Origin of the sequence: Streptomyces sp. NPDC056231 (assembly GCF_048270745.1) — a bacterium.
GTDB lineage: Bacteria > Actinomycetota > Actinomycetes > Streptomycetales > Streptomycetaceae > Streptomyces.
In genome coordinates this window covers 1-16343 of sequence record NZ_JBLVKW010000051.1, presented here as the reverse complement: position 1 = coordinate 16343, position 16343 = coordinate 1, and the positions used below count along the sequence as shown (strand labels likewise).

The following is a 16343-nucleotide window of genomic DNA, read 5'->3' as shown; positions in this document are numbered from 1 at the left end:
GCCTTCCTGGTCTGGCGCACGGGTCGTCTCGCGTAGCTGCAGGACGGCTCGTTCCGCTGCGCTCATTCGGGGCGCAGCGAATGGGAACAGGGAGAATTCTTCGTGGTTTCTCGATCCAGACGGTTACTGGCCGTCGTAGTGGCTGGGGTTCTATGCAGCCCGCTGCTGCAGACTCCGGCATTCGCCGCTAGAGCAGGCGAGTCGGGGGATGACGGTCCCGGCTTGTTCGACACCGTCAAGGGCTGGTTCGCCGATGAGGAGGAAGGCGGCGACAATCCCGGCCACTCGGCTCAGACCGATATTCCGCAACGGCAGCGTCTGGCCAAGGGGAAGAAGGCGGCCAAGGTCAAGCGTGTGAAGGAGCTGACGGGAAAGCGCACCGCCAACTCGCGCTACTGGCAGCTCTCGGACGGTCGGGTAGAGGCCGAGATATCGGCGCGCGCGACGGCATACCGGGTTGGCAAGGACTGGAAGCCGATCGACACGACGGTCGGCCGGTCCGGCCGTGCCGGGTACGACTTCGCCAACACCAGCAACACTGGCCGGAGCTGGTTCGGCACCACCTCAGACCGTGTCATGCGGTTCGAGGCGCCGACTGGACAGTCCGTCACCATCGGGCTCAAGGCTGGCGCAGCGAAGCTGAAGCCCCAGGTCAAGGGGGCGACTGTCCGCTACGACGATGCCGTCGGCAAGGCCGACCTCGTCTACCAGGTGCGCCCCGGGGAGGTGAAGGAGGACATCGTGCTCGGCGAACGCCCCACTGGGCCGACGAAGTTCACCTTCACGCTGGAGAGCGATGGCCTCACGCCCAAGCTGCGCAAGGACGGCTCGATCGATTTCTTCGGGGAGTATTCCAAGCACCCCGTACTCACCGTCCCGGCCCCTTTCATGACGGACGCCAAGAAGGCGCACAGTGACGCTGTCCGCCAGCAACTGGTCAAGGACGGCAAGGGCTGGCGGCTGACGGTCGTGCCCGATGCCAAGTGGCTGGCCGCGCCTGAGAGGCAGTATCCGGTCGCTGTCGACCCGACCATCCGTGTCCGGGAGGAGGCGGATGGCGTTCAGGACACCATGATCGCGTCGCAGGCGCCGACCTGGAACTACGACGACAACGACGGGGCGGGCACCCGCTATCCGCTGAACGTCGGTACCAACGCGTTTGGCACTGTCCGGTCGCTCGTGCAGTTCCCAGTCGCTTCGATCCCGGCCAAGACGAAGATCGACTCGGCGCAGCTCAGCCTGTACTACGACAAGACGCACACCACCAACGCCAATAGCGTTGTCGTTGAGGCGCACCGGGCCACCGCAGCCTGGGACGAGACCAAGGCCACGTGGAACACCGCCCAAAGCATCACCGGCGAGCTCTCCGGCACCTCGGTCACCGTGGACGACGGCGACACCGGCACTACGGCGGCCGTCGGTGAGTGGCCCCGTGTGGTGACCACCGGCAATATCAACACCGGTAACGACTACGTCTACAACAAGAACACCGCCACCGGCGAGTCGTACACCTGGCAGCCCAAGCTGCCCGAGTCCGGCACCTACACCGTGGACGTGCACCACGCCGGCACCGCCGATGCCACCACTGTGGCGCCGTACACGGTGACATACAACGGCGGAACCGCGCCCTACACGGTCAACCAGACCACGGGCACCACCGGTGTGTGGACGAAGCTCGGTTCACACTCCTTCGCCGCCGGTACGGTAGGCAAGGTCGTTCTCGGCGACACGGGTGACTCCACCAAGCGGACCATCGCCGACTCGGTGCGCTTCACCAAGGCTGCCACGGTGACGAAGGGCGCCAACGCCACTCAGAACGCGTGGCACAACTTCTCCGTCACGGACACCGTCCAGTCCTGGGTCAACGGCACCTACGCCAACTACGGCTTCGTCCTGAAGGCGGCCGACGAGTCCGTACTCGGCAAGGGTGGGCCGAGCTATGTCTCCTCGGAGGCCGGCAAACGGCCGTACTTCCACGACGAGGAGACGGCCGTCTACCCCCGGCTGACGATCACCTACGGGCGTCCGGGGGTCAGCCTCGCCGCACCCACCACGATTCACGACACCGGCGCGGAGCTGTCCTGGTCGTCCTACGCCGACCCCTCGACCGCGACCGGCGACGACATCGTCGAGTACCAGGTGCACCGAGGCACGTCGCCGCAGTTCACGCCGACGACGGACACACTCGTTGCTCCGCTGTCCCCGACAACAACCAGGTACACCGACTCCTCCGCTACCCCCAGCCACAACAGTGCGGAGGACGGCACCAAGATCTATTACTACATGGTGGTGGTGAAAACCCAGGACGGTCAGCTCATCACGGCGCCGACGCAGAAGGTCATCACCCCGCGCTACGCCCATACCACGAAGATCGTCTCAGCTGTCTCGGACACGACCCTCTCGTCGACCGAATCGACCACTGCGCACGACACCATCAGCGTCGGCGGTGTCGGGCAGAAGTGGCTTCAGGTGGGCAACAACTCCACCGCGCTCGGCAAGACCCGCGCTCTTCTCAAGTTCCCGGTCATCCCGAGCATGCCGGCAACGGCCAAGCTGACCGATGCCGGGGTGGACCTGTGGGCCGGCTCGACCACCAGTTACACCACCAAGGCAGGCTTCGAGGCCCGTCCACTGAACAAGGACTTCGACGAGGCCACCGCGACCTGGACCAAGGCTGACGCGGCCACCAACTGGACAACCGCGGGAGGGGACTTTGGTGCCCTGATCTCGGAGCAGTACGCCACCACCTCCAATGAGAACGGTTGGCGCTCCTGGCCCGTCACATCGCTGGCGCAGAGCTGGGTCTCGGACCCTGCGGGCAACAAGTCCGTCCTGATCAAGCTGAAGGACGAGACGACGACGGGGCCGCAGGAGACGACCACGTTCCTTTCCACCGAGGCGGCAGAACCCCAGCTGCGCCCGCGACTGTCGCTGACCTACACCGACACTTCGAAGACGTACTTCGCCGACCAAGTGCCTTCCCGTATGATCCCAGGCGACACCTACACCACAACGGTCCAGCTGACCAACACCTCTTCATCCCTGTGGAAGATCGCGGACTACGCCCTCTCGTACCGTTGGTCGCTGCCCGACGGCACACCGGTCAATGGTGGCAGCCCGCTGCAGTCGTCGTTCAACGGTGGCATGGAGGAGTCCCGGCTCAGCCCGTCCGAGACGACCTGGGTCAATGCTCAGGTGAAGGCCCCGATCAACTCGGACGGGGGCAACAAGCGCACCGAGTACATCCTGACCTGGGACGTTTACAACAAGGTCACGGGCAAGTGGCTCTCCGAGTCCGACGGCATCCCTGGCGGCGCGATGCGTGTCGCGGTCGAGGACCCGACCTCGGACCAGCTCGGTCTGGAGAAGTTCTACTCGTACACCGGCAAAAACACAGGCGCTGGTTCGACGGTCATGAACAACGTCCACGCCGGCAACAACGTCTGGTCGTACAACATCTTCAACAACCCGGGTCGGGGTCTGTCGACCTTCGCCCGGCTGAGCTACAACTCGCTGGATACTTCGGACACCGTCCTCGGTCAGGGTTGGGCAGGCCAGGCGGCCGCTCCCGTGCGGCTCGGCATGGCGCTCGACTTCCATCCGAATCCGAACCCGACCGAGGTGACACTGCCGGATGGCGACGGCACCTCGCACGTCTTCCGCAAGCAGCCCGACGGCACCTGGAAGGCCCCGGCGGGCGTGCACTACCTGCTGGAGCAGACGGTAGGTGTGCAGTGCACCCCGGACAAGGACGGTGACCCGCGGGCCTGGAAGCTGACCCGGCCCGACCGGACGGCGTTCTGGTTCAACTGCTCCGGCCACATCACGTCCATCGTCGACAAGAACGGCAACACGCAGACCTACACATACGAGTCCCTCACCTCCGGCAACAAGCGCGCCAAACTGCTCCGGTACATCACCGACCCGGCCGGCCGCCAGTCGCTCACGATCGACTACTACGCCAAGGGTCAGTCGTACTCGTACATCGACGACACGGGCGCAAAGCAGACGGGCACCAACCTCACCAACCCGAAGATCATCGACCACGTGAAGTCGATGACTGACATATCGGGCCGCAAGGTGTCGTTCGTCTACAGCGACAAGGGCCTGCTGAGCGAGCTGACCGACGGTGACGGATCGACCCAGCCGAAGGTATTCAAGTTCACCTACGACGCCACGCAGGGCAACAAGAACGTCAAGCTGGTCAAGGTCACCGACCCGCGGGGCAACGCGACATCGCTGGACTACTACGCCCCGAAGGACGGCGACGACCCCAAGTTCCACTGGCGGGCCAAGAAGATCACGGACCGGCTCGGCGGCACCACGGTCTTCGACTACGTCGACCCCGACGGCACGTCCGGTTCGACGATCCAGACGAAGACCACGGACGCCGAGGACCACGCCACCACCTACGTCACGGACGGCTACGGCCGCGCCACCCAGATCACCAACGCCAAGTCGCAGGCGACCAAGCTGAACTGGGACGCGGACAACAATGTGACGCGTCTTGAGGAGCCCAACGGGGCGGTCACGACGTACGTCTACGACGCGAAGACCGGCTATCCGCTCGAGCAGAAGGACGCCGAGGCCAACAAGAAGAGCACCGAAGCGGCGACCTTCACGTACCAGACGGGTCTGAACGGCTACATCGCCGACCTCTTCCAGAAGAAGTCGCCCGAGGGTCGTACGTGGCAGTTCGGCTACGACACGTTCGGCAACCTGAAGACGGTCACCGACCCGAAGGGCGTCGCCACCACGACGGCAGGCGACTACACGACGAAGTACGACTACGACGCCTACGGCCAGATGACCAAGGTCACCGACGCCAATGGCAACGCCACGGCGAACAGCGGCTTCGGCCCGACCGGTTACCCGGCGACGATCACGGACGCGCTGCAGAAGTCGACGGCGTTCGTGTACGACGAGCGGGGCCAGGTCCGCGAGGTCACGGACGCGCTGGGCAAGAAGACCACGCAGACCTACGACACCTACGGGCGTCCGCTGGTCAGCACGGTACCGAAGGACCAGACCGCGGGTGTGCTGATCACCACGCCTGCCCCGGTCTACGACGCCAACAACAACGTCACGACCACCACCTCTCCCAACGGCGCGGTGTCGACGGCTGTCTATGACGCCGCGGACCAGGTCAAGGAGGCCACGGCCCCCAAGGACACGACGACGTCGGACGAGCGGAAGTCGACGTACACGTACGACAAGGTCGGCAACGTCACCGCCACTGTCGAGCCCAGGGGCACGCTGACCACCGCGGACCCGAACGACTTCAGGACGACCAACACCTACGACGAGATCTATCAGCTCGCCTCGGTGGTCAGCGCCGTCGGGGACAAGCTGTCGTACGAGTACGACTCCGTCGGCAACGTGGTCACGGTCATCGACCCGAAGAAGAACGCGACGGCTGACACGAGCGACTACACCAGCAAGACCGCCTATGACCTGAACCATCGGGTCACGCAGGTCACGGACGCCGCAGGCAAGACCACCAAGCGTTCCTACGACAAGGACTCGCTGGTCGTCTCGACGACGGACGCCGAGAACAACACCACCGAGATCACCTACGACGAGCGCGGCAAGCAGACGCAGGTCAAGGTCCCGCACGACGGCACCACGTCGATCACGTACCGGACGACGAAGTATGAGTACGACCAGGTCGGCAACACCACCAAGGTGATCACGCCGCGAGGTGTGGACACGGCCAGTGCCGATGACTTCGCTGCCCGGACCGAGTACGACGTGCTGAACCGGCCGGTGAAGCAGTTCCAGCCGTACGACCCGGCAGACACCCGCTACAACAGCCCGAACGTCTACACCCAGACGTTCTACGACGCAGTGGGCCGGGTTTCCAGGACCTCACTGCCGCCGTCGGAGGGGCAGACGGTTCGCAACGACACCGTCTATGACTACTTCGACAACGGCTGGACGAAGAAGTCCACCGACCCCTGGGACATCGCCGCCGACTACGACTACAACGAGCTGGGCCAGCAGACCAAGCGCACGCTGACCTCAGCGGGCGGCTCCTCGGACCGCACCATGAGCTGGTCGTACTACCCCGACGGCAAGCTGAAGTCCAAGTCGGACGACGGCGTCCCCGTCGGCAAGTCGGTCGTCCTCGTGGACAACTCCGACACCCAGAACACCTCGTCCACCGGCACGTGGACGAAGGGGGACATCGCTGGGCAGCAGGGCTACGACCACCGCACCCACGCGGCCGGCACCGGCACGGACGCCTTCAACTGGACACTCAACATCCCCAAGGACGGCACCTACAGCGCGTATGTGAAGTTCCCGAAGGCGACCGGCGCCGCGACGACGGCGAAGTACACGCTCACCCACGGCACAACGACCGAGCCGTCGGTGACGAAGGACCAGAACGCCACCACCGGAACCTGGGTGTCGCTGGGCTCGTACAGCCTGAAGCAGGGCGAGGACGCCAAGCTGAAGCTGGACCAGAACAGCACAGGCGTCGCGGTCGCGGACGCGGTCAAGCTGGTCCGGGACACGAGCGGTGAGACGGACAGCGAGAAGAAGACCTTCGCCTACGCCTACGACGTCAACGGCAACCTCACCTCGATCGACGACACCTCGTCCGGCGCCAAGATCGACGCCTACACGGTCGCCTACACCGGCCTGAACCAGGTCCAGAAGGTCACCGAAGCGCTCGTCGGCCAGGAGAAGAAGGCCACCTCCTACACCTACGACGCCAACGGGCAGCCCGAGACGATCACACACCCCGACCAGTTCTCCACGTACACCTACGACCTGCGCGAGATGGTCAAGACGGTCTCGGTCGGCAAGACGGCGACCGATGCCTCGCCGAAGATCACGTCGTACACGTACACCGACCGCGGCCAGAAACTGAAAGAGACCAAGGCCAACAGCAACACCGTCGACTACACGTACTACTTGGACAGTGCGCTGAAGTCCACAAGCGAGAAGAAACCGAACGGCACGCTCGTCTCCTCCCACACCTACGCCTACGACCCGAACGGGAACAAGACGCAGGACGTGGCGAAGAAGATGAACGCCGACGACCATGCCGCGTACCTGTCGTCGACGACGGACTACACCTACGACCCCGTCGAGCGGCTCGCCAAGTCGGTCAAGACCGGCACGGGAGCCGGCACGGAAACCTACGTCCACGACGACAACGCCAACGTCATCAGCCAGACCGTCAAGGGCACGTCCACGACCTACAACTACGACCGCAACCGCCTGCTGACGGCCACCACCGGCGGTACGACGGCGAACTACAACTACGACCCGTTCGGCCGCCAGGACTCGGTCACCTCGGGCGGCAAGGTCATAGAGCGAAGCGTGTACGACGGCTTCGACCACGTCGTGGAGTCCCAGAAGATGGACGACACCGGTGTACTGAAGTCGACGAAGTACACCTTCGACCCGCTCGACCGCACCGCATCGAAGACGACGGACGGCAAGACAACGGACTTCGCGTACCTGGGCCTCTCCAATGAGGTACTGGACGAGAAGGTCTCCGGCGAGCTGACCAAGTCTTACCAGTACAGCCCGTGGGGCGAGCGCCTGTCGCAGAGCAAGCACAACGCCGACGGCACGACCGAGGACGGCTTCTACGGCTACAACAGCCACTCCGACGTCGAAACCTTGACGGACAAGAACGGCGACTCGAAGGCCACGTACGGCTACACCGCCTACGGCAAGGACGACGACTCGGAGTTCACTGGCATCGACAAGCCCGGGGCCGGCCAGCCGGACAAGGAGGAGTACAACCCGTACCGCTTCAACGCCAAGCGCTGGGACGCCCAGTCCGGTACGTACGACATGGGCTTCCGCGACTACAATCCGGGCCTCAACCGCTTCACCACCCGAGACATGTACAACGGCGCCCTCGCCGACATGGGACTCGGCACCGACCCCATGACCGGCAACCGGTACGCCTTCACCGGCGGCAACCCCATCAGCAGGGTCGAACTGGACGGACACCGTCCCGACTACTGTGACGATCCGGGTGTGGGCTGCCGTATGACGTCGACCGGCTGGGAGGTTAAGTCCTCGCCGATCCCGAAGGACGACGAAGCTGGCTCTTCGCCGAACACTCCGCACGACGTCGCGCTGTTCGACTCCAAGTCCAGCTGGAAGGACTGGTTCAACTACGGGCTTACCCAGACAATGAGCCTGTACAACAGCTTCACCGAGGGAGCGTGCTGGGCCGGTCTGCAGTTGTCGTGCGACCTCTGGAATCGCTACCGGGAGCAGAGCGGCGACACCTACACGCTGCAGAGCAAGACCGTGGACAACCTTCTTGAGGACGAGGGCCTGAGCCCCGGCCTTAAGAAGGAGCTGAATCGCTGGGAGTCGTACTCGAAAAGCCAGTGCGCAGGCGGCGGTACGTGTTCGTTCTCCGGCGACAGTGGGTGGCTGAAGACGAAGTTCCGGCGTTTCGACGCCAAGAACGCCATCGGCAGTGTGAAGTTCCGGGTCACCGGATCCGTCACCATAAGCGCCGGAGGTGAAGCGCGGACGCGGTACCAGGTGGACCTCTTCAAGAACTGGAACTTCGACCGGGGGAAGACCGCGCCTGACCCGTTCGGGACGGGCAAGGAGATCGACCTCGGGCAGTTCGTCGACCTACATGAGCATGGATGGGCACAGGAATATGACATGGCCGGAACCAGTACCATGCACTACTTCTAGCTGCGGGGGAGGACATGGGTAGTCGCAGAGGGCGAGGAATGACCGTAGCAGGGATACTGCTGCTGGGCCTGCTCGCGATGTCGGGCATTGTGTACTCGATGTTTGAGGCAGTGACTGTGACCGTTCCACAAGCCGCCGATGACTCACGGATGTTCACCAGGTGTGCGCGGGGCAAGTCCCTCAAGGACACCCTGAACACCTACCGGCTGGTCCTTCCCGAGCGGGCCGAGGATGTGAAGTTCTGCGATCAGGACGACTGGTCGGGTTCTGCCGGAGAGATGCAGTTCGAGATCGACAGGGCCGACCTGGTGCCGTTCCTCGAGTCCTCCAGCGGGGGCGAAGTGGAACTGGTTCCGATCGAATCCTCCGGCGACAAGGGGCTGTGGCAGACCATCCCCAAGGGCGTCACGGTCGATTCGGGACGGTACAACATCACAACCGCGACCTGCGACAGCACCGTCTATGTGGATGTGCAGACGGTGCGGGACAACGTGGTACGTGTGTATCTCGAGATGGTGTGTATGTCGTGACACCGCCCTTGAGGACCCGTCACCACATGTGGCCGGTTTGACCGGACCGCGAGCAGGCTGAGCAGCCGCTCGGCTGGGGGTTCCCCAGCCGAGCGGCTTGCGTGGCCGGCCGAGCGGTCGTCGCACCAGCAGGGGCTGATCAGCATGCTGCGCAACCCGGCGCATGCCGGCACCTACTCCTACGGGCGCAGCCGCAGCGACCCCGCCCGGTGCAGGTCTGACCGTTCCCACAGCGGCCGGGAGCGGGGGCTGGAGCGCGGGGAGTGGCTGGTGCACATCGAGGACGTGCTGCCGGCCCATATCGGCGTCGAGCAGTACGAGCGGAACCTGGCGCGAATGGTTGCCACCGGGACCGCGCCAAGAGCATGGGAGCGCCGCGGGAGGGAAGGGCGCTGCTGGCCGGGCTGGTGGTGTGTGCCATCTGCGGGTGGTCCACGAGCGCACCAAGACGGGGCTGACCGGCCGCTACTGCTGCACCCGCTGCCGCACCACCTACGGCGAGTGGCGCTGTCAGCAGATGTGGCCATCGCACGGCATGGCGGTGCTCGGGTTCGACGTTGACGCCAGTGGTTCTGTACACGAGAACGGGCTCTGGCTCAGCTTCTGTTTGCGCCGTGAGGCGCTGTTGGTTCGAGTGGAGGTGGAAGACCTGCACCAACCCGCTGTCGCAGCAGCAGGGTTGAAGCTGAGGGCAGCCTGATCCGGGTGATGCCGGGGAGGGCGAGAGCGGCCCTGACAAAGCCGGGACGTGTCCAGTACTGCCAGATGGGGCGGGTCCGGCAAGCGTGATGGAGAGGAGTACGCGAGGAACCGGCGTTTTACGTCTCTCAGAGGGCGGTTTGTGAGGTGCTGTCCGTTTCGAGGAGAGGTTGAGAAGCGGTGTCACCTGGTGGGGCGGGGCGGAGTCACTGCCGCGGGTAGGTGCCGAGGCGGAGACGCAGCTGAGCAGTACAAACTCGCGTGAGCGTGCGGGGCTGTATCTGCCAGACTGCTCCGGCGTGAGCACTTCGAACGCCCTGCCAATTCTGCGAACCCTAGATCTACTGAACGCCCACCAGGCGGTTCAGCGCCTGCTGAGCCTTGCCTTCCCCATGGACAAGTTCCAGGTCGGCGCGGAGGCGCAGGCGCTGACGCTGGAAGAGGCACAGCGCATGGTTGCCGCCTTCCCGAAGGCATGGGTCAGCCCTGACGACCCGTGCTGGCCCGAGTCCGACAACGAGGTCCGGCGCATGATCGCGGCAGGGGACCCGCGGGTGTCGGTTCTGCTCCCTGTCACGCTCTACCTTGAGAGCCAGCCAGTCGGGTCGATCGAGAAGGCGTTCTTCGGTGTGATCGGTTCCGGGACAGCCTCGATCGACTGGGACTTCTTCAGCTGGCCGGCCGTTCCGGAACTCGGCCTGGAGATCCGTAACAAGGACGCGAAGGTCCAGATCGCCATCAACAGCCGGGACGTGTACCGCGACGCGCCCGCCACGGATCACACGGTCTTCATTCACTTCCGGGAGGGTGACGTGGCGCGTGCCGAATGGCTGGCCCAGCAGGTTGGGCTGCAGCCGATCGGGCCGGTGGAGTGCGGCTGGTAGCTGCCGGTGGCGCTCTGGTCCTAGAGGTCGTGGTGGTTCGTTCGGCTACTGTTTCCTGGCGAAGCTGCCGGGGCCGACCTCCGTGATGACGTCGAGCTTGACGAGGCGTTTCAGCTTGGCGCGGGTCTTCTCGATGTTCTTCGCCAGGAGTTCGTGGTCGAGGGCTTCGCAGACATCACGGGCCCGGAGTGGGCCAGCGGCCTCATTGAGAGGGCGGTATGAGACCTGATGCCCGATTCTTCGTTTCGTGCGGGACGAGTGGGCAGGTTGTGGCGACGTCGGTCGGCTACGGCCGGGGCTGGGTGAACAAGCCTGGCTCGGTCTCGGCCAGGATCCCGCGGTCGGCCAGTCGCTTGAGCTTGAGGCGGACGTTGTTGATGTTGTTGGGCGCGACCGGCAGGTCCATCGCCTCGCACACCTGCCGGGCCCGCAGCGGGTGGTCGGCGGCGGTGAACACCGCCATGATCTGCTGATAGGCCGGATGATCCGGCAGCTTCAGTGCCGGCGGCGCGGGCGGTTGCGGGTCGGGCAGCCCCAGCAGTGTCTTTCGGGTGATCCGGACTTCTTCGGCGGCCCGGCCGAGTTCGTCGAGCCGCGCGGTCAACTGCGCGACCTGTTCCCGCATCGTCTCGGCCTGCGCGGTGATCTCCCGTTCCCGCTCCTCCAGCCGTGCCAGCACCGCGCCGAGCGTCAGCTCCCCGCCGGTCATGCGGTGCGCCAGGCCGGCACGGTCGTCCCGGTCAGCCTGCGCAGTATCACCGCGGTCATCGCCCAGTACACCCGCGACTCCGAACTGCGGGGCCGGTGCTCGTAGTCGCGCACCAGCCTGCGGTGCAGCATCAAGATCCCATAGGCGCGCTCCACGACCCACCGCTTGGCCTGGGGAACGAACCCGGTCTGCGCGGGATTGCGCTCCACGACCTCCACCTCGATGCCCACCTTCTCCCCGTGCGCGACGACGGCGTTCTTGAAGCCCTGATCGACCAGGGCCTTCTTCACGGTGTCGGTGTCGGCGGCGACCTTGTCCAGCAGCGCGATGCCGACGGCGTTCTCGTGCGCCGACGCGGCCACCACGACCACAGCGATCACCAACCCCAGAACGTCAACGGCCAGGCCGCGCTTGCGGCCCGGTACTTTTTTTGCCGCGTCACGCCCCGTCGACTCAGCGGGCACTCCGGCCGCCGCGTGCACACTCTGGGTGTCGAGCACCACCAGGCTCGGGTCCGCCTTCCGACGCGCCATTTCCCGCACCTGCCAGCGCAACAGGTCGTGAATGGTCTGATCGATGCCGTCGTCGCGCCAGGTGTAGAAGTAGTACTTCACCGCGCCAGGCGGCGGAAAGTCGTGTGGGAGCAGCTCCCACTGGCAACCGGTCCGGCCCTGGTAGAGCAGTGCGTTGACGATCTCCCGCATCGCGTACCGGCCCTGATGGCCGCTGACCGAGGGATGCGCGGCCTTACACGCGACGATCACCGGCTCGACCAGCGCCCATTGCTCGTCGCTCACGTCGGTCTTGTAGGGCTTGCGCTCGCTCACGGCGACCAGCCCAACATGCCCATGGCCGCCGACCGGCCGGGATACCGCACCGCCACACGTTCAGGTGACGACAAAACCCCTATACACTCTCATACCGCCCTCTCAAAGGGACACCGGCTCGAACCTGGCGGATCTGGGCCGGAAGCGGTGCGTATGCAGGTCATCCTTTCGGGTGGTCTGACGACTTCTGGGCCGGTCTACGAAAGCTGGCCGGGAGGCCACGAGGAAAGCCTGCGGCGTACTCGTGGCGATGCCGCAGGGACACAGTCGGGCTCCTCCTTCATCGAGCGAACCACAGTGAACACGGGAACCGTCCCGAACCTCGCCCCGCTATCTGTCTCCAACAGGCTGCCGGGGCTGGGCGCATCGACCGCCGATCGGTCCGGGACGGGGCGGAGCCGCCGTAGTACTCCGAGGCCGGGAAAGCCGGCCACATGGGAAAGGGCGGCAGCGGTATCGAGAAGGGAAGGATGCTGCAATGCCGGAAGACGCCCCGCCGAATGGCGGAGCTCTGGGCCCCCAGGCCCGGGTACTGGAGATGCAGACCAAGCTTCACCGTTGGACGGTGGCCGATCCCGGCCGCCGGTTCGATGACCTGTTCAACCTCGTGCACGACCCGGCGACGCTGCTGGTGGCGTTCGACCGGGTCGCGGGCAACCAGGGAGCCCGGACTCCCGGCGTCGACGGCCTGACCGCCACCGACGTCGAGGAATCCATCGGTGTTCCCGGGTTTCTGAACGACCTGCGGGCCGCCCTCAAGGACGGCTCGTTCCGTCCTTTGCCGGTGCGGGAACGCAGCATTCCCAAGCCGGGGGGCTCGGGGAAGGTTCGCAGGCTCGGGATTCCGACGATTGCGGACCGGGTCGTTCAGGCGGCGCTGAAGCTGGTGCTGGAACCGATCTTCGAGGCCGACTTCAAACCGGTCTCCTACGGGTTCCGGCCCCGACGGCGGGCCCAGGACGCGATCGCCGAGATCCACTATTTCGGCACCCGGGGGTATCGCTGGGTGCTGGATGCGGACATCGAGGCGTGCTTCGACTCGATCGACCACGCGGCTCTCATGCACCGAGTGCGTCACCGGGTGAAGGACAAGCGCGTCCTGGCGTTGGTCAAAGCCTTTCTCAAAGCCGGAGTCTTCACGGAACTCGGCGAGAGCAAGGAGACACTGACCGGCACCCCGCAGGGCGGCATCCTGTCCCCGCTGCTGGCGAACATCGCCTTGTCGGTGCTCGACGAGCACCTGCACGGGCCATGGGAGCCGGGCGGGACGATGTCAACCGAAGGCAAGCGCTTCTACCGGCGCCGCAAAGGCCGTCCGACGTGGCGGGTCGTCCGCTACGCGGACGACTTCGTCGTCCTGGTGCACGGCACCTGGGCCGACACCGCGGCACTGCGCGAAGAAGTCGCCGACGTGCTCGAACCTCTCGGCCTGCGACTTTCGCAGGCCAAGACCCAGGTCGTGCACATGAGTGACGGGTTCGACTTCCTGGGTGCGACACGAAGTCGCATGGTTCGAGCGAGCATGCTGATTGGAGGGCTGAGACCGATGACAGCAGCGTAGCTCCGGACAAGTGTTCATAGATCCGTCCCCGCTCTGACGTGCGTTGCTGGTAACGGCAGGGTGCGAAGCTCAGAGAAGACGCCCAAGGGCTCCCGCTCCATCCGGGGGCTACAGGCAAGGGGAAGGCCGGACGGGCGAGTACACGCGAACTCTCGAAGATGCCTCGACATCGATACCCCCGGAGATGGGATGAACCGCTGGGGGCAGGGCTGGCCGTTGCGAAACGGCAGGCGGCGGCTGGTGACTAGGAGCCAGCCGTGCAGAACACCGCCGCCCCGGGGTACAGAGAGCGCCCACCCCGGTCGTATCTCGACCATGCGGAACGTGAAAACCCCGTCGGGGTCCGGGCTCTGGCCCGGTAAGCCGACCGTGAGGGAGGCTCAACTCCCCGGCGGGAGCAGGACGGTCCAAGAAGCCAACGCCGGTACGCCGAAAGGCGACGGGAAACCGGGACACCAAGGCCGTGCCCTTCGCGGTCGTCTCGCATAACCGGCCGGATACAGGCACTCGCCTGGCCCGAAAGGGAGCTGACGTGGACCGGGTGAGCCTTTGATGCACCAAAGCTGAAGTACCGGAGCCGAAGGACAAGTTGGACACAGATGACGGCACACGCATTCGCTCTCGCGATGGCAGCCCTCGGAGTGAACGGACCGGAGGACGCGGCCCCGACTGGGACGCCATTAACTGGTGCACCCACGAGGACCACGTACGGCGACTGAGGCAGAGGATCTTCAAGGCGACGAAGGACGGGGACCTCAAGAAGGTCCGCAATCTGCAAAAGCTGATGCTGCGGAGCCGAAGCAACACGCTGGTCAGCGTGCGGCAGGTCACGCAGCGCAACGCTGGCCGCAAGACGGCGGGCGTCGACGGAGAGGTCGCCTTGACCTCCCGCGATCGAGGGGATTTGGCGGAACGGTTGCACCGTCATGCATCACCCCTCAAAGCCCTGCCGGTCAAGCGGGTCTACATTCCGAAGGCGAACGGGAAACAGCGTCCCCTGGGTATTCCGGTGCTCGCGGACCGCGCGCAGCAAGCACGCGTGAAGAACGCGCTGGAGCCTGAGTGGGAAGCTCGGTTCGAGCCGAGAGTTCTACAACGACTTCTCGTGCATGTGGATGACGGCGGGGACTGCGCGTCAGTCCCTCTGTGCGCCACCGCTGCGGTCGTCGACCGCAGCGGCAACCTGTGTGAACCATCCTGGTGACCCGAACCGTGCCTGGCGTACCAGTACGGTGGGGACCATGGTGAGTTCGGGCGGCTTGGTGGGCGGGGGCACGGCGAACAGCCCCGTTCTGTACGTGCCCTGCGTGTAGTGGGAAGTTGGAGGGCCTGTGGTGGTCGGGTTGGTCTTCGGCCCCCGGTCTTCCACTCGCCGTAGAGAGGACCGAAGGTGACCTCGGATCACGACATGTTGTGGCGTCGTTGCTCGCACCTGGGGCGTGTCCTGCTGCCGCTGGTGGACCAGGAGCCATGGCGTCGGGGCCGTCGCCACGAGAATCTCCGGACCTGGGGTATCGACACAGTGGTAGGCGAGCAGTTGATCGAGGTCTTCGCGGCTCTGGCCGCCCATGCCGTCGCGGTTGACGCTTCCGTCTCCGCCGCCGAATACGACGCTCTGGCCGTCAGTGCCGTGGCCGACGCGGCGACCGGCAAGCGCGATTTCGAACTGCTCGCCGGGCTTCCGGACACCTTCGCCGATGGCCGTGACGGACAGGCCGTCGACCTCTTCCGTCTGTACGCCTACGAGGGCGGGCAGTCCAGCCGCAGGCTCTTCCAGCTGAGCACGGAGCTGCGCCATGCGCTGGTCGTCCTCGCCGAACGCTCGCCGGTGCCGTCCCCCACGTGCGGGGACGTCTTCCGCCGGGCGGCCGAGGCCGGCCTGGATACCGACGCCTGACGGCACTGAACGCGGCGGCGCCCCGGAGTGAGATCTCTCGGTTTCGTGTCAGTGAGGTTGGTGTCATTGGTGGTCTTGTCTGGCACCGGTCTGTTGCGCTGGCCAGAGGGCTGTGGCAGTTGTCCTACGACTGTCATGGAGGTGTGAGATCGGGGTCGTTGCACTGTCATCGGGTGAGAGACGTGCAGGTTGCGTACTGACACAAAAGCGAGAGATCGCAGCTACAGCAGGGCGAAGTTCCCGCACTGGGTGGTGTCGGTGACTTGCCCTAGCATGCCCTCGTGAATGTGGGTGATCTTCGGTGGCAGTTGAGCACTCTCGGCGGTGTCCTGCCGCGGATCGTGGACGAGATCCTCGAACGCGGCGGCCTGGAGGCCCTGGTGGACGCGACGCGGGTGCGCGAGGACTGGTTCTGCGCCGCGGGTGCGGTGCGGGGCTTGTGCGCGGCGGGGGAGTTCGGGCGGGCCTGGGCGGTGGTGAAGCCGTTCGCGGCTACCGGCTGGCAGCCGGCGGTGCGGGCGGGCGCCGACGTCCTGTTGCGGTGGGGT

General features: G+C 65.4%; 8 protein-coding genes and 2 pseudogenes. 8 read left to right on the top strand and 2 right to left on the bottom strand.

Annotation, left to right across the window (positions count from 1 at the left end):
* Positions 1-1071 precede the first annotated feature (1071 nt).
* The 4 genes from ACNPQM_RS30135 to ACNPQM_RS30120 all read left to right on the top strand — a co-directional run bounded on the left by ACNPQM_RS30135 (position 1072) and on the right by ACNPQM_RS30120 (position 10801).
* On the top strand, positions 1072-8688 hold the full coding sequence (locus tag ACNPQM_RS30135; protein WP_418086457.1) for a DNRLRE domain-containing protein: 7617 nt from the start codon (positions 1072-1074) through the stop codon (positions 8686-8688).
* Between the two features lie 38 nt (positions 8689-8726).
* The gene (locus tag ACNPQM_RS30130) at positions 8727-9218 is read left to right on the top strand and encodes a hypothetical protein (RefSeq protein ID WP_418086430.1); all 492 of its coding nucleotides are present in this window, start codon (positions 8727-8729) and stop codon (positions 9216-9218) included.
* A gap of 427 nt (positions 9219-9645) precedes the next feature.
* The gene (locus ACNPQM_RS30125) at positions 9646-9918 is read left to right on the top strand and encodes a hypothetical protein (RefSeq protein WP_418086429.1); all 273 of its coding nucleotides are present in this window, start codon (positions 9646-9648) and stop codon (positions 9916-9918) included.
* A 298-nt stretch (positions 9919-10216) separates the two neighbouring features.
* Positions 10217-10801: a hypothetical protein gene (locus ACNPQM_RS30120; protein ID WP_418086428.1), complete on the top strand. Its 585-nt coding sequence runs from the start codon at positions 10217-10219 to the stop codon at positions 10799-10801.
* Positions 10802-11087: 286 nt separating this feature from the next.
* Here ACNPQM_RS30120 and ACNPQM_RS30115 read toward each other — a convergent pair whose 3' ends face one another.
* Positions 11088-11510 (bottom strand): hypothetical protein, encoded by a 423-nt coding sequence (locus tag ACNPQM_RS30115; RefSeq protein ID WP_418086427.1) that lies wholly within the window; start codon positions 11508-11510, stop codon positions 11088-11090.
* Complete coding sequence (locus tag ACNPQM_RS30110) at positions 11507-12337, bottom strand: IS5 family transposase (protein ID WP_418086426.1); 831 nt, start codon at positions 12335-12337, stop codon at positions 11507-11509. Before ACNPQM_RS30110 ends, ACNPQM_RS30115 begins: the two co-directional genes overlap by 4 nt.
* Before the next feature lie 478 nt (positions 12338-12815).
* Here ACNPQM_RS30110 and ltrA point away from each other — a divergent pair.
* The 4 genes and pseudogenes from ltrA to ACNPQM_RS30090 all read left to right on the top strand — a co-directional run.
* Positions 12816-13829, top strand: a pseudogene (gene ltrA, locus ACNPQM_RS30105) (group II intron reverse transcriptase/maturase); the annotation flags it as partial.
* Between the two features lie 658 nt (positions 13830-14487).
* Complete coding sequence (locus ACNPQM_RS30100; RefSeq protein WP_418086425.1) at positions 14488-15102, top strand: reverse transcriptase N-terminal domain-containing protein; 615 nt, start codon at positions 14488-14490, stop codon at positions 15100-15102.
* 186 nt (positions 15103-15288) lie between these two features.
* Entirely contained in the window at positions 15289-15795 is a 507-nt protein-coding gene (locus tag ACNPQM_RS30095; protein ID WP_418086424.1) for a hypothetical protein, read from the top strand.
* A gap of 281 nt (positions 15796-16076) precedes the next feature.
* Positions 16077-16343 (top strand): annotated as a pseudogene (locus ACNPQM_RS30090) (hypothetical protein); the annotation flags it as partial.